This is a genomic window from Caballeronia udeis, assembly GCF_001544555.2.
GTDB lineage: Bacteria > Pseudomonadota > Gammaproteobacteria > Burkholderiales > Burkholderiaceae > Caballeronia > Caballeronia udeis.
Window position 1 is genome coordinate 1 of record NZ_FCOK02000046.1, and the last position, 22,648, is coordinate 22,648.

Genomic DNA, 22,648 nt, shown 5'->3' on the forward strand with positions numbered 1-22,648 from the left:
GCCTCGATGATCAGTCGCATAGCAACTCCGATCGGTTGGCAACGTCGCCAGCGTAGCTGATATAGCGAGGGTGCCGGCGGGCTCGCCGGGCTTTTTTTGTTAGAACCCTCGCAGATTCCAAGCGCCGTATCCCGTCGGGTAAGGCGTCGTCTCGTCGTCTATGACGGCGGTCAAGTCGACGGAAATAGCCTCCCACGGTTTGGTTCACTCTCGAATCGGTGACAACTTCATTGTGGTCTACGAGAGTCCCACTCGATACCGCGTACGCAAATATTCGCCAGGCCACTAGTGCGAACCATAGGTCGACTCTAACCGCTTTGGATCGGTTGACAACTAATTTTTAGCTGTCTATTATTTCATTCCGCAAATGTCACTTTCACTGAATGAAAGGAGTATTAAAAATGGTTGCTTCAAACAGCGCGCTCAAGAAAGAAGAAATACGGGGCATCATTCCACCTCTTGTCTCAACCTTCACTCTTGGCGGAGACTTGGCCCTGGATCTATTCATCAATGAGCTCAAGTTCATGAGCAGCGTCGGTATCTCGCTCGCAGTGGTCGGAGGCAGCACGGGCTCTGGTGATGAGCTCTCGCCCGACGAATTGGCAACGCTCATTGGCGTGGCGACATCGCAAAGCAGCCTTCGCATAATTGCGGGCGTAATTACCACCACAACGCGCGATGCAATCCGTCGTGGCCTGCTGGCGAAAGAGGCTGGCGCGTGTGCACTGATGCTCGGACCTCCGATCTATACGACGCCGTCGGCCGAGGGCCTTGATAATTTCATTACGGATGTTGCGAGTGCAACCGGTCTGCCAATCATTTACTACAACCATTTTTTCAATCCGCCGTCAGTGATGAAGCGCATTGCAGACTTGCCAGGCGTCATTTGTCTTAAAGAGGTGGCGCTCGAGCCGGTCTCAGAGCTTGTTCAAACTGTCGGAGACAAGGTCGCTGTCGCTGCAGGGGCTGACTGCGTCAATATTGCGAGCTTTCTGTTTGGCGCTCATGCATCGATATCCGGTATCAATACCGTTATCCCGCACCAATACCGGGAAATCTTCGCGGCACATGAACGCCGTGACTACCTGCAGGGACGGATGTTGACGGAGAAGATCGCTCCGCTGGCTCGGGAAATGATCAAGCCAGACAACTTCCCGGCCCGCGTTAAATACGCAATTAACCTGCTCGGAAGAAGCGTAGGCGAGCCGCGCAAACCGAGCGGCAATCTTGCGCCCGACGATCGAAGAAACATTGAGGCGGCGATCAGGCACGCGGGACTTCTTAAGTAACACTAAATGGTGGGCCATTCGACGTCGAATACGGCGCAGGCGATACCTATCAAAAAGGACGAAAGTTATGGAACTGGATGTCAATGACGACACGGCTGGGTTGGCGCATTTGGGGCGTCGTGACTTTCTGAAGACGAGCGCGGCGCTTGGCTCGGGACTTCTGATCACAGCGGCAGGGATGGGGAGTGCCTTCGCCAGTGCACCCAAGCGGGGGGGCACGCTACATGTCGGGCTCGGAGCGGCGGGAGCCAAGTCGTCACTGAATCCGTTCATTTCGACCGGAGACATGGATTTCGCCGTAGCACAATCGATCTTTGACCGATTGACCGACTTCGACAAGAATGGAAAGCTATATAACAGCCTCGCCGAAGAATTCAGTTTCAATCAGAGCGGCGATGTCTGGAAAATCAAGCTGAAGACTGGGGTTGTCTGGCATGACGGGAGTCCGTTCACCGCGAAGGACGTCGTATATTCCATACAGTACATCCTTGATCCGAACAATAAAGCTGACGCCTACACCAATCTTGCGCCGCTCATGAATGCGAGCGGCGTGCGCAGCCTTGACGCGTCGACTATCGAAGTCGCCTTGAAGCGGCCCTATTCGCTGCTGCCGGATGTGCTTGGCAGTAAAGTCATGTTTCTGATCAAGGAGGGTACGAAGGACTTTACGAGCCCTGTTGGCACAGGTCCGTTCAAGTTTGTCCGGTGGACCCGCGGTGAACGTGTTTCGCTGGTGCGGAGCGACAACTATCGGAAGCCGGGGATGCCCTATCTCGACGGGGTTGAATTCATCGCGATCAATGATTCGACCGCTCGGCTGAATGCCATTGTCGCTGGACAGGTCGATGTTGTCGCCCAAATTGACGGAAGCCTGGCGCGGATTGTTCAAGCGAACCCCGCGCTTGCGCTCATCAGATCGAAAAGCGGGGCAACGACTGACCAGTTCATGATGGTGAACCTGAAGCCTTTCGCCGACGTGCGGGTCCGGCAGGCGTTTCGGCTGATGATCGATCGGAAGCAGCTCGTGGACAACGCTCTGGCGGGGTACGGGCAGATTGGTAACGATCTGCATTGCATCACTGATCCTGACTACGCGTCAGAGATACCTCAGCGGCCTTATGACCCGGATCAGGCACGGTCACTTCTTAAACAGGCCGGATTCGACAACAACCTTGTGGTCGAGCTTTACGCCTCGGATGCTGCCCCAGGCATGTTGGCTTCGGCGACACTGATCGCAAATCAGGCGAAAAAAGTCGGCGTAAATATCAAACTCGATGTGGTTCCCCCGGACAGCTACTACGCGGGACCAAAGTTCAAGAAGACGCCTGTCTGCTGCTCAGACTGGGGTCAGCATACGATCGAGTCCCAGTTCGGTCAGGCCTATGCTCGAGGTGCTTACTGGAACGAACCGGACTGGACGAACAACGATTTCGACAAATGGGTCGCCCAGGCAAGGACGACCTTTGATCCCACCAAGCGGAGAGAATATTTCGTCGAAGCACAAAAGATTCTCTGGAATCAGGGAAGTTACGTCGTCTGGGGTTTCCGGGATCTGCTGGATGCGAAGCACGCAAAGGTGAAGGGCATCGAACCTTCAAACCAGCGCAACCTCGGTTACTACCGCTTCGAAGGCACCTATTTTGAAAGCTGATGAATCGAGCGCCGTGGGGACAAGCCTCGTGGGGCGGCATTCGTTGTGAGGAGCATAAAGTGAATCCGCAGTTAGTTAGACTATTGATAGGGCGCGTTGGATTGTCACTAGTGACCTTGCTCGCTGTGTCTGCGGTCGTGTTTGCCGCAACCCTGTTTCTTCCGGGTGACCCCGCTCGAGCCGCATTGGGCCCGAGGGCCGACCCTACGGCGGTACAGTCGTTGCGCCGGGAATTCGGCCTTGATCGCCCGGCCGTCTCTCAATACGCGAGCTGGATTTCAGGAGTGGTCGTGGGCAATTTCGGGAAATCAATTCCCTCAGGACACCCTGTACTTGAGATGATCCGGTCCAAGGTAAAGAATACGGCCTTCCTGACCATTGCTTCGCTTGCTTTACTGATACCGCTCTCGTTTGTTTTAGGGATCGTGGCGGCGATCTACAAAGACAGGGCTCCCGATCTCCTCATCTCCGTCCCGACGATCGTCGCGGTCGCGCTCCCGGAATTTGTGATCGGTACAATTTTAATCATATTGTTCGCAGTATTAATTAATGCCTTACCACCGGTTTCGCTGCTGGATGGTGACGAAACTTTGTTCTCGCAAGCCAACCTGTTTGTCCTGCCAATACTGACGTTACTTGCGACCACGCTCGCGCAAGTGGTACGTATGGTTCGTGCGGTAACGATCGAAGTTCTGTCGGCCGAGTATATCTATATGGCTGAATTAAGAGGGTTGAGCCGAACGAGAATCATTCTCTTCCACGTGTTCCCAAATGTCGTGAGCCCGTCCATACAGACCGTTGCACTCAATGCGGCTTGGCTAGCCGGAGGTGTGGTGGTGACCGAAGCCGTGTTCCAGCTGCCTGGAATCGGTAGCGCGCTTGCGGGGGCGGTTACCAATCGGGACACGCCTACGGTGCTCGCAATCACAATGATCATTACGGCCACCTACGTCCTGATCAATCTGATATCTGAAACGCTAATCCTGCTCCTTAATCCGAAGCTGCGTGTGAAGAACGCATGACGCACTGACTCGTAGAGGTCTGAAGCATGTCCAATGTCATTCGCCTTACCTTGGCGACCTGGTCGGCAAGAATATCACTTCTGTTCGTGATAGCGATTATTGCGGTAGCGGCCGTGGGGCCGTACACTAGCCCTTACGCATACGACGAGATATCCGGCCTGCCATTCGGCCCGATCTCGGCTCAGCACTGGCTGGGAACCGACTATCTAGGCCGAGACGCATTCAGCCGGTTCCTCTGCGGTGGGCAGACGCTGCTTACAATCGCCATCGTCGCCACCAGTCTCGCATACTGCATTGGTGTACCCCTGGGAATTTTCTCGGGATTACGACGCGGACGGCTCGACGTCGTATTGATTGCCGCATCGGATATCGTCTATGCGCTACCCCCTGCGATCTTCCTGCTGGTTCTCCTTGCATCAACCGGACCGAGCCTGACTACCGTCATCCTCGGCATCGTATTCCTTCATGTGCCACGTATCTTCCGGATCGTTCGCTTGATTACCATCGACATTTCACAGAATGAATATGTTGAGGCGGCTTTTGTCCGAGGTGAAAGTTGGGCAGCGATCTGCTTTCGGGACATTCTCCCAAACATTCTGCCACCCGTATTCGCTGACTTTGGCGTTCGTTTGTGTGGTTCCATCATTCTCTATGCCTCGTTGAGCTATCTGGGGCTCGGTTTGCCGCCACCGGCTGCTGATTGGGGCATGATGATCAGTGAGAACCGGGTTGGCATTACGATTTCGCCATGGCTCGCCGCCGGACCAGCGTTGGCAATAGCCGTATTCTCCGTCGCAGTAAACGTTTTGGCTGACAACTTCGCACGATCAGTTGGCCGCTCGCAGAGGCATGCTCATGGCTAATTCCGCTCCGTTGGTGGTGCAATCGCTGGCAATGCACGATGTCAAAGGACGCGAAGTTGTTGGCGACGTTTCGATCGAGGTCAAAAGCGGCGAAGTGCTGGCCCTGATCGGAGAGTCAGGATCCGGGAAAACCTCAGTGGCACTCAGTATTCTTGGCTTTGCAAGGCCTGGTATGTATATTTCATCAGGCCGGATTTTGATAGATGGACAGGACATTTTGAAATTTTCAGCTCCGGAATTGCGCAACTACCGGGGGCGAGTTGTTTCTCTTGTACCGCAAAATCCCACTTCAAGCTTCAGTCCTCGCATGAGGATTGGCAAGCAGATGGCTGAGTTGCTTGTCGCACACGGTTACGGAGCAGATGAGATCCAAGCGCTTGTGAAGGACGCGCTTCGCCGGGTAGATCTTCCGTCGGATGAAAGCTTTCTCCGGAAATACCCGTTCGAGCTGAGCGGCGGGCAGCTTCAGCGCGTCGCGATCGGTATGGCGTTCATCAGTAATCCAAAGGTTATAGTGATGGATGAGCCGACAACCGGCTTGGACGTGTCGACCCAACAGACCATCCTTAGCCTGATCTCCCGGCTCGTTCTTAACAGCAAGTCGAGCTTCGTTTATGTTACTCACGATCTCGCTGTCGTGAACGTCGTAGCACACCGGGTCGCGGTAATGCACGCTGGCAGGATCGTAGAATTGGGTGAACGAAAACAGGTTTTCACAGCGCCACGACACGAATACACGCGCATGCTGCTCGCGTCCATGCCTATGCTGCCACCAATGGACGAACCGCTCATCGAGCGCCCGGAGAGCTTTGTAGCTGAAGGAAGCAAACGGTCCGTCTCCGAAGCGCCGGTACTCGACGTACAGGATCTGAAAATATTTCACGGGCGGTTCGAGGCCGTCCATGGGATTTCCTTCTCGATCGCCAAGGGTGAATGCGTGGCATTGGTCGGCGGTAGCGGTAGCGGCAAGACCACTACCGGGCGCTGTATTGCGGGGCTAAACAGTTCGGCAAGCGGACGGATGACCTTCGAAGGGCGAGAGTTGGCGTTTGGCATCGAGCGGCGTTCACGTAAAGATTTGGCTGCACTCCAGACCGTTTTTCAGAACCCTGATCGCTCGCTCAATCCAAGGGAGTCAGTTGCACAGGCAATCGGTCGTGTTCTCCGCTTATCAGGGGCGACCTCAACCGACCAGATCTCTGCGGAAACGTGCCGGTTGCTCGACAAGGTCCGGCTTCCTAGACGTGCACTTAAGCTTTACCCATCGGATCTTTCAGGAGGCGAGCGTCAACGGGTTGCGATCGCTCGAGCGCTAGCGATGAAGCCGCGGTTGTTGGTTTGCGATGAAATTACCTCGGCGCTGGATGTCTCAGTTCAGTCCGCGATTGTCGACCTCTTGCGCAAACTCAAAGAGGAAGGGCTTGCGATGCTCTTCATTACACACAATCTGCCATTGGTGTCCGAAATAGCTCAGACGGTGTTGATCATGAAGGATGGAAACATCGTTGAATCCGGTAACACTCATCGTGTTCTGTGCGCTCCGCAAGACGCGTATTCGAGCATGCTGCTGGCGGCCGCGCCGAGAATGGATAGAATGGAGCCGTGTTCAAAAGACATGCCTGCCATGATTGCCGGCGACACATATCGGGACTAAGGACATTCAAGCAGAAATGAAAGAGACTCAATTTACGACAACCACGGGCTTTGATGCCGTCGACCGCGCTGTCGCAATTCTTAAAGCGCTGGAACGATCAGAATCGCCACTGACGCTCTCCATGATAGCGAAAGAAGTGGGGTTAGGGCAGCCAACATCATCGCGTTACCTTGCTAGCCTGGTTGGTCACGGTTACGTCGAGAAGCTCGAGGGCGGTCGCTACGTTCTCGGCATCGGTCTGTACATCCTTGGCAGGAAAGCATTACATCGCCGGGATGTTCGCGTCGTCGCTCGGCCGCAGCTTGAATTGCTTCATGCGCAATACAATGAGACCGTCAGCCTTGCTCTGTGGATTAACGGTGAGGTCGTGGTAGTCGACTGCATCGAAGCGACGCAAGTCCTCAAGCAAGGTGCAACGGTTGGGGGCCAGAATCCGTGGCACGCGAGTTCGCTGGGCAAGGCGATACTTGCCTGGCTGACGCCATCAGAGGTCAGAAAACTCTTGCCTGAGGAGATACTCGTTCGATTCACGGCAAACACCTTGCAGACTCCAGACGACCTGCTTGCAGAATTGCCCGTCATCAGAGAAAGAGGGTTCGCGGTCGATGACGAGGAGTCCACGATCGGTGGCCGTTGTATTGGTGCGGCCGTGCTCGATGCATCCGGACGGCCAATCGGCGCGATCAGCGTCAGTGGGCCCATCTCCAGACTTACGTCGGAAAGAGTGCCGGCAACCGGGGAAATTGTATCGAGTGCCGCGTTAGCTATTTCACAAGCATTGGGATTTCATGCGTCGGACAATGACTAAGCTCGGGAAGATTACGTTGTCAGGTCAGTTCGGGTTCTGATCGACGAAGGTGGGTTATGTCAGATGACAATAACCTGTCGTGCTCCTATTTATGTTTGGCATCCTAAATAAAGTCGGCATAGCGACCACGAACCGATCAAGTATCAGAGGCATCGAATACTGACTATTGCGCGATCTACGCAAGGTAGGTAGATGAAGATAGGCGAATAAGGTTTAAGCTTAGGAATACTACAAAGTATGTTGAATGAAGCGGTGAATAGGTATTTTCCATTAACGGTATGAAGGGGGTGTATATGAAACGCTTCAGTGCGTTGCTTGCCGCGGTATGCTCGGTGCTTCCGTTCACGGCGGCACATGCTCAAAATTCGGTAACGCTCTACGGGGTCGTGGATGACGGGATCTCATACATTCACAACAGCGGCGGTCAAAGCTCTCAATGGAAAATGTCGGCGGGTAATTTGTCCGGAGATCGATGGGGCATAAAAGGGTCTGAGGATCTCGGTGGAGGTCTGGCTGCCATTTTCCGGCTCGAAAGCGGTTTCGACATTAACTCAGGCCAGCCGGCCAACAATAACCGTTTGTTCGGGCGCCTGGCGATCGTCGGTCTTGCGAGCAAGCAATATGGAACGTTGTCGTTGGGGCGGCAGTATGATCCAGTCACCGATGTGGTACAGCCCATTACGGCGGACAACTATAGCGGTGTCTTTGCGCCGCCTGGGGATATCGACAACTATGACGATAGCGCCCGTTTCGATAACGCGGTGAAATGGACAAGTCCGAACTGGTCGGGCGCAACGCTTGAGGCCATGTATGCTCTTGGCGGGGTAGCGGGTTCAGTTGCATCTGGACAAACGTGGTCAGCGGGGGCTAGCTTCAACGCGGGCTCATTAACCGCTGCTGCCGGCTTCCTCCATGTCGATAACGGGAATGCCAGGACTGCGACTCGAGGCACGACAACTGCAGATAGCTTCTTTAACAGTTCGGTCAATCTCGCGTATGCGAGTGCTAGCGGAATCAATATTACTCGCGTAGGCGCGCAATATGTTGCTGGCTCAATCACGGCTGGTGGCGCATATTCTTACACCCAATATTCGTCGGACGCGGCCTCTGCGTTTCGTGGATCGGAGCATTTTCAAAACGGGTCGGTATTTTTGAATTGGATGAGTACTCCGAACTTCCAGGTGGTTGGCGGGTACAACTACACCAGATCTGGTGGTAATTCTTCGGCAACCTATCATCAAGCAAATCTGGGGATCGACTATATATTGACCAAACGCACAGATGTATATCTTGGAGGCGGCTATACCCATGCAAGTGGTAACAACGGACAGGGCCCGGCAGAGGCCGTAGTCGGCTCGTTCGACGTGGACTCGGGAGCGCGATCGCAACTCCTTACGTTCGCCGGCATGCGTCATCGTTTCTGAGCGTGCGTCATGTGACCGCTGGCTGTAATCGGGAAGGGGAAGTTGATACGACTACGGTCAAGCGAGCTTATTGTGCGGAAATGAGGAAGTGAATGCGATGCATCGACCCACTGACGGGTGGCGGAATCAGTGCCTCGCTTTAGGCTTTGACTCTCATTCACGTTGTCTCGGCGTCTGTCAGTAGCAGGCGCTATCTGAAAAATTATCGATAGAATACTTGGAGATATTGAATGCGACTGAACGATTTGATCGCCTGTGGTAATGAAAATGGAGATGCAAAGATTACGGAGGACACCGTGTCTCTTCGGGCAAATTCGAAGACGGATTGGTTTTTCAGCCCAGTCGGTACGACTCGGATGGAAAATGTGATCGCGGCATCGACGAAAGTGGCTGATCCTATCTTCTCGTTGTCGGCCCGAGTCTCTGTGGATTTCTCTTCGCCTTATGATGCGGGTGCGCTTTTCATCAGAACAGGCGTCGATACCTGGGCGAAACTGGCGTTCGAATATTCTGCCAACTGCAGGCCGACGATTGTCAGTGTAGTCACCCGCACAACATCCGACGATAGTGATGGCCCTATCCATAACGGCGACCATGTCTGGCTGCGTGTTTATTGCGACGGCCAGGCCTTGGCTTTTCACTTTTCCGAGGACGGGAAATATTGGCGATTCCTGAGATGGTTTGCCATTCCTGATCTGGGTTCGCGTCCTGTTGAAGTGGGGTTCGGAGTGCAGTCACCAACAGGCGACGGATCTATGGCGAGATTTTCGGACATCCGATATTCGACTGCGCCACTAGAGAACCTCCGAAACGGAACTTGATCAGGTTCTGCAAGACGTGAGCACTGACATGACGCCGAGCTACTCTATTAATATGTGGTGCGTCGTCGCCGTTCGAGGTAGTCCTGTCCATCCAGAACTCCAATCCAGCGAGGCGACAGCCCTTGGCAATCTAAGCACTGCTTCGCATAGCGAGAGAATTTTCTCTGCACGTCTTACACAACAAAACCCGCTGAACTTCGCTCATTGGTGATCATCAGCCTCTACCTTGGGAAAGGTGAGCAGCCACCCGAGGATTGTCACGAAGAGAAAGAGCGCTACGCAGGCAACAACATATTCGATTGCAGGTGGTAGCGATTTAAGGAGGTAGACGACCAGGGAGGCGTCAGTGTTAAGAGTTCCGAACATAACGACTCCCCCCTTTATATATGAAATGTCCAATCTGTCATTTGCTTGCAGGCTTAACGTCGACCCAACGGCGTCTGATCCAAGAGGTGCCGATTCGCTGGCTGCGGAAGGTAGGGCTGGCTCACGTGACACCGGAAGGGATTCTCTGCGTGCGCCTGCATCAACCCTCGCCACCCCACACCATTGTGGACTGGTCCCCGGTCATGTATTCCCGTATCTCAAGCGGAAGGGACTGGTCGCTTGGAAGGAGGACCGTCGCTTCCCGAAGGTGTTTTTTCCGGATGGAGCCACGGTCAGCGAAGCATAGAGCCAAACGTGTTGAAAATGGCTGACGAAAGGATGAAGAGGCCACACCAGTGACGACTCCATAGAGGAAACGGATCGGGCGTCGATGTTGGGGCGTGAGCACGGAGAATGTCATCTCGTTGCGTTGCCGACCTTCAAAATCAATCATGAAAATTCGATCGCCCAGCAAAAAGCAAAAGCCGTGATACGTGAAGGAATACCCCACCTTGTGAGTGCTTTCCTGTAACGGAAAGCGTTCCACCGTGACGTATCGAATGACGGAGTCGTGCTCGTATATGCAAGTCACTGACCTAAGGATGCGCCCCTTATAGATCGACGAATTGTGGTAACGATAGTAGACACCGAGAAAGTCACGCAGCGGCCCGACTGAAGACTTGATGAGCGGAAGAAAGTGAAGAAATTGCGGCGCTGACTTCAGATCAATGGGTAACTCGTATTCGAGTCCTTCGTAGAAGCTACGAAACTCCGCGGGTGCGCGAAATAGATCTGCCGGCTCCATGAGGAAAAACTTGGCAATCTTGATAAGCACTTTCTGCGAAGGGACGTGGTAGCCGGCAAGGTACTTGTTGAATTGTTGACGATTTACGTTCAGCTTGCGGCAGAAGTCCGCGACCGAGTCGAAGGAGGCCACCAATAGCGAAAGGTTAGTGGCGAGATGGGCGACGTCTTGCTGGCGATCCATGTCTTTGTCTGGGGAGGACTTCGGGCTGAGCCCAATTGTTCAGGGAAATAGTTGGGCATGCCTAACTGACGATGCTACGGATCGGCGGATGGTATCGCGCGCGCGCCCGAATGCCAACTAGTAAAAATCATACCGAAACACGTCGCCAAAACCGCGTGGGGCTGCTATCAGGATGCCGCTCGCCAAGGGGCTATCGACTGATTCAGTGTACTGCTTCCTGTGCGTCACAGTGCGTCTAATTTGAGTGTCCTGCGAAATTGAGTGTGCTTTTTTAGCGGCAAATAATCGTCCCCTCTGAACGGGATGCTTAACCAGGCGATCCGTCCGGCAGCTGCTTGACAAAAAGGAGACGAGATTGAAGTTGACCGGCGCACAGGCCATTGCACAGGCGATGAAAATGCACGGCGTCCAGTACGTTGCTGGTGTACCAGGGCGGGACTGTCTTCCTTTGCTGGATGCGCTGCTCGACGCGGGAAGGGATATTCCTTTCATCCAGGTCATGCAGTCGAAGAGTGCCGTACATCTTGCCGACGGCTTTCATCGGGCGTGCGGCCGCCCAATGGCAGTTGTCGGTGGTGTTAGCGGCAACGATCTTGCGATTGCAAGTGACGTTGGTTCAATGACCGAGCATTCCAGTGCTGCACTATTGCTCCGTGGTTATGCCGCTGCGGGCAAGTATTCTCCAAAAAGAATCACGCCGCGCAAGGCCTCGAACACGCAAATCGGAATGAACGCGTTTGGTACCGCTCCCAAGCGTTGGAACCCGCGTAACGCGAGAGACCTGCTTGGCGTTCTGCCATTGGCGTTGGGCGATTTACTGGCTAGCCAGCCGAGCCCTGTACAGCTCGATGTGTCACTTGAAGTTCAGGTTGAACAGATAGACGTTGATGTTTCGCTGCTCCAGAGCGTAGGGACGCCCGACCTCCCGGATGCGGACGAGAGCCTCATCGAACAGGCTGCGGCGCTGCTGGGAGCTTCCGTGCGACCGGTCTTGTTCGTCGGCATCGGCGCCGTGACGTCGAACGCAAGTGAAATCCTCGTCAAGCTTGCTTCGAAGGCGGGCGCTGCAGTGGTTACCACGGCCAGCGCCAAGGGTGTGATTGCTGAAGATCATCCCCTCAGTGGACTTTCAGCCGGGAGGTTTGGCACCGGCGTGGGCAATGCAATCCTGGCGCGCGCAGACCTCGTTCTCGTTGCAGGCTGCACAGATAGCGATTGGGCGGCAATCCAGAATTCATCGGGCTCGAAAACAAGCACGGATGCACAAAAACTGATCACGTTCTCGCCCGGGTCCGTCTCAGGAAAACAACCCCGTCTGTGCATTAGCGCGGATCTATCCCGCTCGCTCTCCGGCATCGCGCAGTCAATATCTACGTATCGATCGCGGCGCGCACTGGCACAGCATGCGAGCTGGCTCGCAGTGGTGCAACAGTTGAAAGCGCGATGGTTGCGGATGGTCGAGGACAGGTCCGGCCTGCTTAAGACGCCCTTTCCCGCTCAAAGACCCATCGCCAAGCTTCAGGAACTCATGTCGCGGGATGGGTTGATTGTTGCGGGTCCCGGAACGGCACTGATTGCTGTCCAGCAGGTTTTTCGCGCTTACGCGCCGCGTACCCAGCTTACCTGTGCGAATTCGCCCGTGACTGGTTGGGCCGTTCCAGCAGCGATTGGCGCAAAGCTGGCTGTGCCCGCGAGGGACGTCGTGTGCATTGTCGGGGATGGCGATTTCCTTCAGTCCATACCCGAAATGGCTGTCTGCGTCATGCACAGCCTGCCACTGGTATTCGTGGTTCTGAACAACTGCGGGCACATGTCGACCCGCTTCCTGCAGCAGAAGCTATTGGGGCGACACGTTGGTTCGGAGTTCAACTTGCCTAATGGAAGGCCGTATTCCCCGAATTTCTCCGACATTGCCCGCAGTTTCGGACTTGAGGCATGGCGGGTCGAGTATGAGTCGCAACTGGAGAGCGCGTTGAGCCGGGCGCTGTCCAGCGGAGGACCGGCACTGGTGGAGGTCCTGACCGAACGTGAAGACACGGCATCGCTCACGGAGTGCTGGGATGGTTTCGGCTACGAGGGAGGACAAGCCTCGACCTGTCGGCCCGAGAGAAGTTTTGTTGAGTAAGCGCGTCAAGTCTCAGCGGTCGATTGACCTTGGCTGCCAGGACACTTTTTGGTCAAGCAAATTTACAGAGGCAAGTTCATGGAAGTAGATACGAGTCGCGGGCTGAACGTATCTCTGAAATCTAGAGATGGAGCAGGCAGCACAAAGTCGCAGAGACCTCGCCGCAAACGATATTTGAATCCGGCCGTTATCACCTTGACGCCGAGTGTCATCGTACTGACGATCGCGGTTTACGTCTTCATCGGTTGGTCGGTGCTTATATCGTTTACAAATTCGAAGTTCGCTCCGAACTATGATTTCGTTGGCTTGGCGCAATACGCACGCCTATGGAATTCCGATCGCTGGAACGTGGCGGTCGTGAACCTTGGCCTGTTCTCCGTAGCGTTCATGCTGATCTCTCTCGTTATCGGACTCCTTCTTGCCATTTTCCTGGACCAGAAGGTCCGGGCCGAAGGGACGCTTCGGATGATTTACCTCTACCCCATGGCCGTGTCGCTCATCGTGACCGGCACGGCATGGAAGTGGATCCTGAACCCCGGACTGGGGCTTGAGATGCTGTTTCATGAGATCGGATGGACCAGTGTGCACGTCAACTGGCTTATCGATCCCAAGATGTCGGTCTACACGCTGGTCATTGCCGCGGTATGGCAAACGGCTGGCTTCGTCATGGCGATCTTCCTGGCGGGCCTTCGAGGGGTCGATGCAGATATTGTGAAGGCGGCCCAGATGGAAGGGGCAGGCACCACCCGCATCTACTTGACCATCATCATTCCAATGCTCAGGTCGTCGGTGTTCAGCGTCATCGTGATTCTTATCTATCAGGCTGTGCGATCGTTCGACCTCGTGGTTGCACTGACTAACGGCGGTCCGGGCTTCTCGAGCGACCTGCCGACGACCTTCATGTACAACCTCACGTTCAGTCGTGGGCAGCTGGCGCAGGGCGCTGCAAGTTCCGTGATGATTCTGCTGGTCGTGATCGTCATTATTGTCCCGTATCTTTACTCGGAGTTTAAGCGTGAGCACCACGATAGCCTCTAATCCCGTGCGCCATCCGGCACGGCCCAGGAATCGCCGGCGAGCGATTTCCAAAACGATCAGCCGAATAGTCCTTTACGTGGTGCTGATTGCTTTCGCCGGCTTCTTTATCATGCCTTTGATCGTCATGCTATTCGCATCGCTCAAGGACATGGCGGAAATCCGCTCGACGTCGATTCTCTCGGTACCCCTAAGACCCACGATCCAGCCGTGGGTGGACGCCTGGGCCCATGCTTGCGTGGGCATTGACTGCGTCGGGCTGCAAGGCTTCTATTTCAATACCGTGTTGATGGTGGTTCCCGCCGTGATGCTTTCGACCCTGTTCGGAGCGCTCAACGGGTATGCGTTGACCAAGTTCAACTTCAAGGGATCGCGAGTTGTGTACGGGGTCATCCTGTTCGGAAGTTTCACTCCCTATCAGGCGGTGCTGATTCCGCTTGCAAAGACGCTTGGCGTGTTGGGGCTGTCCGGAAATATTGGTGGTCTTATTCTCGCGCACACGGTCTATGGACTGCCCTTTACCACCATGTTTTTCCGCAACTATTTCATGACTGTGCCACAGGATCTGGTCAAGGCCGCCAGAGTCGATGGAGCCGGATTCTGGACGACCTTCTGGCATATCATCCTGCCGCTTTCAGTGCCCATGATCGTGGTCACGGTGATCTGGCAGTTCACCGGAATCTGGAACGACTTCCTGTTCGGCGTTTCATTCACGAGCGGTCAGAACACGCCAATCATGGTTGCGCTGAATAACATGGTTAGCGCAAGCGCAGGCGAACGTCCCTATGACGTACACATGGCCGCAGCTTTGTTGGCGGCGCTTCCCACGTTGGTGATCTACGTTTTTGCCGGTAAATATTTTGTGCGCGGCCTCATGGCCGGTGCAGTCAAGGGGTAATGATGGCTTCTTTGCATATCCGGGACGTTCGGAAGAACTATGGCAGTGTCGCTTGTCTGAAGTCGATCAACATAGACGTCGATGATGGCGAATTTCTCGTTTTACTCGGGCCGTCGGGTTGCGGAAAATCGACGCTGCTTAACGCGATCGCGGGTCTCGAACCTGTCTCTGAGGGCGAGATCATCATCGACGGAACAATCGTGAACGACATCGAGTCCGCCCGTCGCGATATTGCCATGGTGTTCCAGTCTTACGCGCTTTACCCGACCATGACAGTCCGCAAAAACCTGACGTTCGGCATGCGCGTACGCGGCGCGAGCAAACGTGAGCAGCAGGCTGCGGTTCAACGGGTTGCGTCCATTCTCCAGCTCGATCAGTTGCTTGACCGAAAGCCTAGCCAGCTCTCTGGCGGTCAGCGACAGCGCGTCGCAATGGGACGGGCAATGGTTCGCGAACCGAAGATTTTTCTCTTCGACGAGCCCTTGTCGAATCTGGATGCAAAACTCCGTACCGACATGCGCGCGGAAATCAAGAAGTTGCATCAGCGCGTGGCTACGACCACCGTCTATGTGACGCATGACCAGATCGAGGCTATGACGCTCGCCACCAAGATCGTCGTCATGAAGGGGGGAGAGGTTCAGCAGATCGGGACACCGGAAGACGTCTATGACCGGCCCAATAACCTGTTCATCGCCCGGTTCATCGGGTCTCCCGCAATGAACTGCATGAAGGGCATGCTTCGCAGCAGGCCGTCCGGCGTGGTTTTTGTGGGGGGGCCGGACAAGGCGCATCCGCTCGAAATTTCGCTGGGTCAATTGTCCCCGGCGCAGGAGCGTTATATTGGACGCGAAATGACGCTGGGTGTTCGCCCTGAGTGGTTTGCTCTGAGTGCCGGCGATGCGGGCTTCACGGCGACCGTTGACGTGGTCGAACCAACCGGGGCGGACAATTTCGTGCTGGTCGCCGCGTATGGCGAACCCATCATGACCCGATTCGCACCCGGGGTCGGCAAAGTGGGTGAGGTTGTCAAGTTGACCGTGAATCCCGGCAAGGTTCTGATATTTGACGCGGTGACGGAAGAGCGCGTGTCTTGATTCGGGTCAGGCAGGCGATTGCGTGAAGCATGAGAGGAGATGAGCCGTCGTGTTCATCGTGCACGGCTCGTCGATAAGCTTTGACTTGGCCAGGAGCCCCGTTCAATGCAGGCGTTGATCAGCGATCAGGAAGCGAAGTACTATCGGCAAACGATTCGTCAGTTGTGCGATCAAGCCCGCAAACTTGGTTCGGCGCATCCGGACCGGTTGTTCCAGATTGCGCGAAAGGAGGACGAGTCACCGGTGACCGAACTCGACCGGCAGATAGAACTGGCGCTGCGTGCCACTATCCAGTCGAGACATCCCGACGATAGCATCATCGGCGAAGAGTTCGGCATATGGGAGGGAGCACCGAATCACTTTTCCGACAGGAAATGGGTGATCGATCCACTCGACGGAACAAGGGCTTTTGTGACCGGAAGCCCCCTGTGGGGAACATTGATCGGAGTCCTGCATGATGGCCGGCCCTGGCTGGGGGCGATCGAGATGCCGGCGTTAGGCCGGCGCTTCTTCGCGCCGGGCGGGCGGCGCACGGGACCCGTTGAAGAGAGGCTGGGAACGAGCGCTTGCTCGGCGCTCGCAGCTGTTCGACTGTGCACGACCACTCCCGACAAGTTCACGCCGCGCCAGGGCCAGGGATTCCGGCGCCTGGTCAAGGCGATAGCCGTCCATCGATACGGCGGCGACTGCTTCAACTATGCAGCGCTTGCGACGGGTCGATGCGATCTCGTCGTGGAGTGTGGGCTGGCGCCACATGATTTTCTTCCCATTGTGCCGATCATCGAAAATGCCGGTGGCATCATGACCGACTGGCAGGGTGAGGAATTGACCGAGCACTCAGCCGGTGATGTTGTTGCTTCCTCGACCCCTGCCTTGCATCATCAGGCACTTCGAATGCTCCTGGTCGCGGCTGACGATTGACGATTGAGGCTTGGGTGGGGCTACCTGTACAATCCCTTGATTGGTCGTACAAGGACTGGACGCCTCTTCGCAAATGAAAAGAACAGTTTCAATGAAGGATGTAGCACTCGCGGCAGGTGTATCTCAGCCCGCGGTGTCGTACGCTTATAACAAGCCGTCGGAAATATCGGAGGCGCAACGTGAGCACATCCTGAAGACCGCAAGAAAGCTCGGCTATCCCGGACCTAGCGTTCGAGGCGGGAGTTTGCGTTCCGGCCGGGTTGGTGCGATCGGTCTCATGATCATGGACGAGCTTCCCTATGCCTTTGTGGATCCGTCGACTACCGGGCTTTTGCGGGGCATAGGAGAGATCGGCGAGTTGGCAAATGTTGCGCTTGCGCTCTTCCCATTGCAGAAGGACCTGGCAAACCACGCTGCCGAACCGGACATTGTCAGCTTGGCAGTGCGTGGTTTTGTCGATGGTTTAATTGTTTATAGCCTGCCGGATGATTACCCGGTGATCGCCATGGCCCGGAAGCAGAACATTCCTTTCGTCGTGGTCGATGCGCCGATCATCGAGGGTGTGCCTTTTGTGGGAATTGACGACTTCGGCTCTGGCATCACTCAGATGAAGCATTTGCTCGACCTCGGGCACACGAAAATTGGCATCATTGCCGACCGCCTGCGGCCCGATGGTTCGAGAGGGTGGGTCTCGCCTGAACGTTTCCGGCAGTCAACTGAAAACGTGGTTAGAGCCCGGCTGGAAGGGTATCTGGTCGCGGCACAGGCCGCGGGCCTGACCTTCGAGGATTTGGTGATCGTGGAGGCCGGAGGATTTGACTACGCTTCCGGCTATTGGGCGGCTGAACAGATCCTGAGTTGCAAAGGTCTGAGCGCCGTGGCTGCCACCTCTGACGTGATGGCCCTGTCCATATTGAAGACAGCGGGGGAGCACGGCGTCATTGTTCCGGACCAGCTTTCTATCATTGGATTTGACGACATTCCTGACGCGGAGGGTGCCGGATTGACCACCATACGGCAACCGCTCGTTGAAAAGGGTAGACACGCCGCCCGCTTGCTCAACGAACTGTTGAGCGATGGTCCATCGAAAAAGTCCGCCGCAACCAGGATCATATTGCCCACCGAACTGGTCGTTCGCTCCACCACGAAATCGCGGCGTCGCAAACGTGCCTGAAGGTAAGCGGAAGGACCCCTGACTCGGGCCCACGATGGACTGCTACCATCCCTTGGTCAGTCAAACGCCTGAGCGACGCGGATAGCATTCGCGGCGATCGTCAAAGCCGGGTTGACTGCGGCGGACGAAGGGAACCATGAGCTGTCGACAATCCATGCGTTGTCGATATCGTGCAGCTTGCAATTCGTGTCCAGCACACTCCTCGCCGAATCCTTGCCCATCAGTGCCGTGCCGCATTGATGCGAATTCGTCGCAATTCCCATGCGTTTTGTAAAGACAAAAGGGTATCCCGCCTTGCGCATCATGCTCACAGTTTTTCTCACCAACTCCTCGTGTGCTCGCAGATTATTGGGGCGCCAGCGGACTTGAATACGGCCCTGCTGCGCGTTGAAGGTCACGCGGTTTTCGGGATCGGGCAGATCCTCGCTTGTCAGATACAAGTCCACGCTATGGTCAGTGACGTAACGTGAGACAGCTTTGGGCAGCCATGGATACATACCGGTCACCATCGGCTCGCGAATCTTTCCAAGCATCTGAACGTTGCCAAGCGGGAAGTCGTTCCACCTGGACTGGAGATACCAATCGTTGAGGGCCAGAGTCTTCTGGAAGAAGACCTTGTTGAAACGCCGCGGGTCCACTGCGATCATGAACGTACTGTTGTGGACCATATAGTTGCGGCCAAGAAGTCCGGAGCTGTTTCCTATTCCTTCAGCGTGATTCTTATCCGCGGACCGCAAGAGCAGTGCTGAGGAATTCACCGCGCCGCAAGCGAGTACGAATTTGTTTGCCCTGATACGAACGGGTAAGCCATTTCTGGTGCCGTGCGCTTCCTCGATCCGGCTGCCATCGGGCGACATGACGAGGCGGTCGATCTTGGTCTGAACCATCAATCGAGCACGGCCATTGCTAACCGTCGGACGTAGAGCCGATACCTCAGCGTCTGCCTTGGCATCCACCAGGCATGGGTAGCCATCGCATGTCGAGCACAGCACGCACGGACGACCTTCACCGTAGTCGACCGCAGCAGGCATCGCAAAAGGCTGAAGACCCTGAGCTCGCATTGCCGCGTGCAGCTTGTGCAGCGCCGGGTCATGTTGCAGCGGGGGAAAGGGATACTCGCCCGAGCGCCATGGCTCAGTCGGATCGCTGCCTCGTTGACCATGGACCTTATAGAGGCGCTCGGCCGCGGCGTAGTGAGGCTCCATGTCGGCATAGGTAATGGGCCAGGCGGGAGATACACCCTCCCTGTGCTTGAGGTTGCCGAAATCGGCTTCTCGGAAGCGCGGCAGCATGGCGCCGAAGACTTTCGTATTGCCGCCGACATAGTAAAAAACACCCGGCGAGAACGGCTTGCCGTTATCGTCGATCCAATGCTCGGCGTTGCGGTAGCGACCTTCACCAAACACGGATTCGGTCGTCCAGTTCTGAATCTCACGAGGCAGGAAGTCTCCCCGCTCGACAACCAGCACGTCAAGGTTGCGCCCGGCGAGACTATGGGCGAAGGTCGACCCGCCCATGCCCGATCCAATAATGACCACATCGCAGGTCACAGTGCCATCGTCGCCGGGAATGACCGTTTGCACTTCGCGCCGGGGAACCGGCGCGAAGGCATCCAGGTCGGACGCTGCACGATGAACGATCGTTGCATCGCTCATACTGCTCCTTCGTCTTACAGGTGTTGTTCCGACTGACGGAATTGTGTGTACTCTTCCTGGCGCTCATCGGTGATGTAAGCCGGGATCGGAAAATCCCACCAGCCCGGGACCCAGGGACCGGCCGCATCGCGGTCGGTCGGCACTTCGATCAGCACTGGCGCGTTGCAGTCAAGCGCCTCCTGCAGGATCGGCTCGAGCTCGTCGTTGCTATTGACGCGGAACGATTTCAGGCCGAAAGCCTTGCCGAGTGCTTCGAAGTCGGGCGAATAGGGTGTGCCGTCCGGATGATTGAATTCCGTGCCTATGTGCCGGCTCGTCTGTTTGCGCTGACCGCCGCGAATTGACATGTAGCCCGCATTGTTCTGCACGATGAACACCACCGGAATGTTGTTCGTCACGCAAATGGCGATCTCCTGCGAGGTCATCAGGAAGTCGCCATCGCCGAGAATACACACCACCGGACGATGCGGCGCCGCCAGCTTCGCGCCAATGGCCGCCGGCACAGCCCAACCCATTGACGAGAAACCGCCTGAGGTCAGGTGTGTGCGCGGTTCGTAGACCGGGAAGGTCTGCTTGACCGCGCCCTGAGTGTTGCCCGAGCCGACCACGACAATCGTGTCGCGCGGGAAAATCTTGCGCAATGCGCCCAGCGGCCGTTGCGACGTAAAGGGGAATCGGTCGGAGTCGCGCCGAGTGGCCAGCTTCGTTTCCCACTCGGCCTTGTAACCGGCCACCTGACCGAGATATTCGTCGCGTTCGACTGAGTCATTTTTCAGCGCATCGACAATATGCGCGAGTGCGTGTTTCGCATCCGAGACAATGCCGACCGCGACGGGATAGTTCTTGCCGATCTCATGCGGATCGATGTCGATGTGAATCAGCTTGCCCGGTGGGATCGAGAACGTGACGCCCTTCGCGTAGCTCGACGACGACCAGTCGGTAAAGCGGCAACCGACGGCGAGAATGACGTCAGCCGTGGAGGCGACCTTGTTGCCGCACAGCGTGCCGGTCTGTCCGACACTGCCGGCGAACAGTTCGTGGTCCTCTGGGAATCCACTTTTACCGTTCCACGTCGTAACAACGGGGATTTTCCATTTTTCAGAGAGCACCAGCACTTCTGCGGAAGCTTCGCTCGTGATGACCCCGCCACCAATCACAATGACCGGGCGTTTTGCGTCCTTCAGAACGTCCACCGCGCGGCTGACTGCAGCCGGATCCGGAAACACCTTGCCGACCGGCACGCGTTCTTCGAGATCATGCAGCGTGACTTCGGCTGCTTCCGCTTGCGTGTCCATCGGGATTTCGATGTGCACCGGACCGGGACGGCCCGTCAACATCGAGCTGAAAGCGCGATGCATCACGAACGGCAGCTCTTCGACCCGCTGGACGACCCAGTGACGCTTGGACACCGCTTCCGCGATCTTCGGGAAGTCGTTGTCGGTGTAACGCTCGAGCTCCTGCAACAGACCATGGCCGCGCATATGCGTCGGCGGCCCGCCAGTGATGAGCATGACGCTCGTGGAGTCGGTGAATGCGGTCGCCATGCCGATCACCGTATTACTGGCGCCGGCGCCGATCGACGTGACGGCAGCCATCGGCTTTCCCGCGACACGGTAGTAACCGTCTGCCAGATGAACTGCGCTTTGCTCGTGAAACACCTGAATAAAGCGAATCTCCGAGTCCTTCTCGAGAAACGCATCCGTCAGCGTCCAGATTCCGTGACCCGGAATGCCGGCGACGTATTCCACGCCGTAATTTTTCAACGTCTGTGCGACGATTTGACTACCTGTGAGCTTTGCCATTTCCAGATCCTGCAAAGGTGAGATTGATAACCGAGCGGATGATGCGCTGCGGCGGGGTACTGATTTTTAGGTTAGTTAAACGAATCAAGCCAGTTGCGGCGCTAACCTGCGGTGCGTGCAGCCCATTGCAGACCTTGCCGGGTCATGCGGCGTACGTTCGGGTCCGCCAGGTTGCCGGTGTCGTGACCGATAGAGTGGTAGAAAACCCGGCCATCCCCCCAATTTTTTACCCAGGCGACCGGGCTCTTATTGCCCTTGAGCCAAGGGAACGGATTCCCATCGAAAGTGGTCTCCGCGAGAACATGGTTATTGGGGTCGACCTGCATATAGTACTGTTCCGAGCGGACTTCAAAGTCTTCCACGCCCTGCATGACAGGGTGCTCGCGATCCGTGAGATTGACCATGTAGGGATGGGGAAGTCCTTCGCCGGCGGGATGCTCGACGAACGATCCACCCAGGACCATGTGATACCTGAGGCTTGCTCGAAAAGCAGCGCCGGCGCCATGCCACGCTGCAAGACCGGTCCCTGCTTCAATCGCCTCGAGTAGGTGATTTTCCTGTGATGCAGTCAGGGTTTCGGTAGTGACGGCGTTGTTCCAGCCAATCAGAATCAAGTCGAACTTTGTCAGGTCGCGGTCCAACGTGAAGATGTCAGTGGATTCTTCGACGTCCCATTCCAACTCCTTGAGAAGCTCACGGGTCCACCCGGCGACCTCGTAAGGGTAGTGTCCCGGCCAGCCGCCGTATAGATGAAGAACTCGCGTCATGCTGAAACTCCTATGATGCATCACAATAGACTTATACGTATAAGTTCGACAATGCTGAGACTTCAAATTGCTCGTGTCAAGTGGGTGAAAGCCTGAATTCAGACACGGATCCCAAGTATCGGAAGGGGAGGCGCGAAGCGACGCAAACCGTGCGTCACATGGCGTCGATGATTCCAGGTCCGCGAAATTGAACTTGGAAATTTGGCTTTAAATACTGTGGGTGATGTAGGTAACTAATCAGGACTGTGTGCGAACGCTTGGCCTGGCTGCCAACCTCAAATCCGGAACTGC

The 22,648-nt window shown here is 55.9% G+C and carries 18 protein-coding genes; 14 read left to right on the forward strand and 4 right to left on the reverse strand.

The annotated features are described in order from the left end of the window. Positions 1–401 precede the first annotated feature (401 nt). The 8 genes from AWB69_RS27500 to AWB69_RS27535 all read left to right on the forward strand — a co-directional run bounded on the left by AWB69_RS27500 (position 402) and on the right by AWB69_RS27535 (position 9,532). Positions 402–1,289, forward strand: a complete 888-nt coding sequence (locus AWB69_RS27500) for a dihydrodipicolinate synthase family protein (RefSeq protein ID WP_062089994.1) — start codon at positions 402–404, stop codon at positions 1,287–1,289. A gap of 67 nt (positions 1,290–1,356) precedes the next feature. Then, positions 1,357–2,940, forward strand: coding sequence for an ABC transporter substrate-binding protein (locus tag AWB69_RS27505; protein WP_197500336.1), 1,584 nt, complete (start codon positions 1,357–1,359; stop codon positions 2,938–2,940). Beyond that, positions 2,940–3,962 carry an ABC transporter permease gene (locus AWB69_RS27510; protein WP_082913618.1) on the forward strand — a complete coding sequence of 341 codons (1,023 nt, stop codon included), beginning with the start codon at positions 2,940–2,942 and terminating at the stop codon, positions 3,960–3,962. Before AWB69_RS27505 ends, AWB69_RS27510 begins: the two co-directional genes overlap by 1 nt. 26 nt (positions 3,963–3,988) lie before the next feature. Next, positions 3,989–4,825 carry an ABC transporter permease gene (locus tag AWB69_RS27515; RefSeq protein WP_062089995.1) on the forward strand — a complete coding sequence of 279 codons (837 nt, stop codon included), beginning with the start codon at positions 3,989–3,991 and terminating at the stop codon, positions 4,823–4,825. Further along, positions 4,818–6,479: an ATP-binding cassette domain-containing protein gene (locus AWB69_RS27520; RefSeq protein WP_075643999.1), complete on the forward strand. Its 1,662-nt coding sequence runs from the start codon at positions 4,818–4,820 to the stop codon at positions 6,477–6,479. Before AWB69_RS27515 ends, AWB69_RS27520 begins: the two co-directional genes overlap by 8 nt. A 16-nt stretch (positions 6,480–6,495) precedes the next feature. Next, positions 6,496–7,287 carry an IclR family transcriptional regulator gene (locus tag AWB69_RS27525; RefSeq protein ID WP_062089996.1) on the forward strand — a complete coding sequence of 264 codons (792 nt, stop codon included), beginning with the start codon at positions 6,496–6,498 and terminating at the stop codon, positions 7,285–7,287. A 293-nt stretch (positions 7,288–7,580) separates the two neighbouring features. Further along, positions 7,581–8,711, forward strand: a complete 1,131-nt coding sequence (locus tag AWB69_RS27530) for a porin (protein ID WP_062090041.1) — start codon at positions 7,581–7,583, stop codon at positions 8,709–8,711. A 230-nt stretch (positions 8,712–8,941) separates the two neighbouring features. After that, entirely contained in the window at positions 8,942–9,532 is a 591-nt protein-coding gene (locus AWB69_RS27535) for a DUF1349 domain-containing protein (protein ID WP_062089997.1), read from the forward strand. A gap of 526 nt (positions 9,533–10,058) precedes the next feature. Here the strand turns inward: AWB69_RS27535 and AWB69_RS27540 are convergent. Beyond that, entirely contained in the window at positions 10,059–10,886 is an 828-nt protein-coding gene (locus AWB69_RS27540; protein WP_082913619.1) for a helix-turn-helix domain-containing protein, read from the reverse strand. Positions 10,887–11,241: 355 nt separating this feature from the next. Between AWB69_RS27540 and AWB69_RS27545 the strand changes: the two genes are divergently transcribed. From AWB69_RS27545 to AWB69_RS27570, 6 genes are all read left to right on the forward strand, one after another. Continuing rightward, positions 11,242–13,011 (forward strand): thiamine pyrophosphate-binding protein, encoded by a 1,770-nt coding sequence (locus tag AWB69_RS27545; protein WP_062089999.1) that lies wholly within the window; start codon positions 11,242–11,244, stop codon positions 13,009–13,011. Positions 13,012–13,089: 78 nt separating this feature from the next. Beyond that, complete coding sequence (locus AWB69_RS27550; protein ID WP_082913623.1) at positions 13,090–14,049, forward strand: carbohydrate ABC transporter permease; 960 nt, start codon at positions 13,090–13,092, stop codon at positions 14,047–14,049. 4 nt (positions 14,050–14,053) lie between these two features. Beyond that, positions 14,054–14,944 (forward strand): carbohydrate ABC transporter permease, encoded by an 891-nt coding sequence (locus tag AWB69_RS27555; protein WP_062090000.1) that lies wholly within the window; start codon positions 14,054–14,056, stop codon positions 14,942–14,944. A gap of 2 nt (positions 14,945–14,946) precedes the next feature. After that, the gene (locus tag AWB69_RS27560) at positions 14,947–16,038 is read left to right on the forward strand and encodes an ABC transporter ATP-binding protein (RefSeq protein WP_062090001.1); all 1,092 of its coding nucleotides are present in this window, start codon (positions 14,947–14,949) and stop codon (positions 16,036–16,038) included. 105 nt (positions 16,039–16,143) lie between these two features. Then, positions 16,144–16,959 (forward strand): inositol monophosphatase family protein, encoded by an 816-nt coding sequence (locus AWB69_RS27565; protein WP_062090002.1) that lies wholly within the window; start codon positions 16,144–16,146, stop codon positions 16,957–16,959. Positions 16,960–17,050: 91 nt separating this feature from the next. Beyond that, on the forward strand, positions 17,051–18,133 hold the full coding sequence (locus tag AWB69_RS27570) for a LacI family DNA-binding transcriptional regulator (protein WP_231937250.1): 1,083 nt from the start codon (positions 17,051–17,053) through the stop codon (positions 18,131–18,133). Positions 18,134–18,189: 56 nt separating this feature from the next. Here the strand turns inward: AWB69_RS27570 and AWB69_RS27575 are convergent, their stop codons facing one another. The 3 genes from AWB69_RS27575 to AWB69_RS27585 all read right to left on the reverse strand — a co-directional run bounded on the left by AWB69_RS27575 (position 18,190) and on the right by AWB69_RS27585 (position 22,357). Further along, complete coding sequence (locus AWB69_RS27575; RefSeq protein WP_062090004.1) at positions 18,190–19,788, reverse strand: GMC oxidoreductase; 1,599 nt, start codon at positions 19,786–19,788, stop codon at positions 18,190–18,192. Positions 19,789–19,802: 14 nt separating this feature from the next. After that, complete coding sequence (locus AWB69_RS27580) at positions 19,803–21,590, reverse strand: thiamine pyrophosphate-binding protein (protein WP_062090005.1); 1,788 nt, start codon at positions 21,588–21,590, stop codon at positions 19,803–19,805. 101 nt (positions 21,591–21,691) lie between these two features. Next, the gene (locus AWB69_RS27585) at positions 21,692–22,357 is read right to left on the reverse strand and encodes a ThuA domain-containing protein (protein ID WP_062090006.1); all 666 of its coding nucleotides are present in this window, start codon (positions 22,355–22,357) and stop codon (positions 21,692–21,694) included. Between the last annotated feature and the right edge of the window lie 291 nt (positions 22,358–22,648).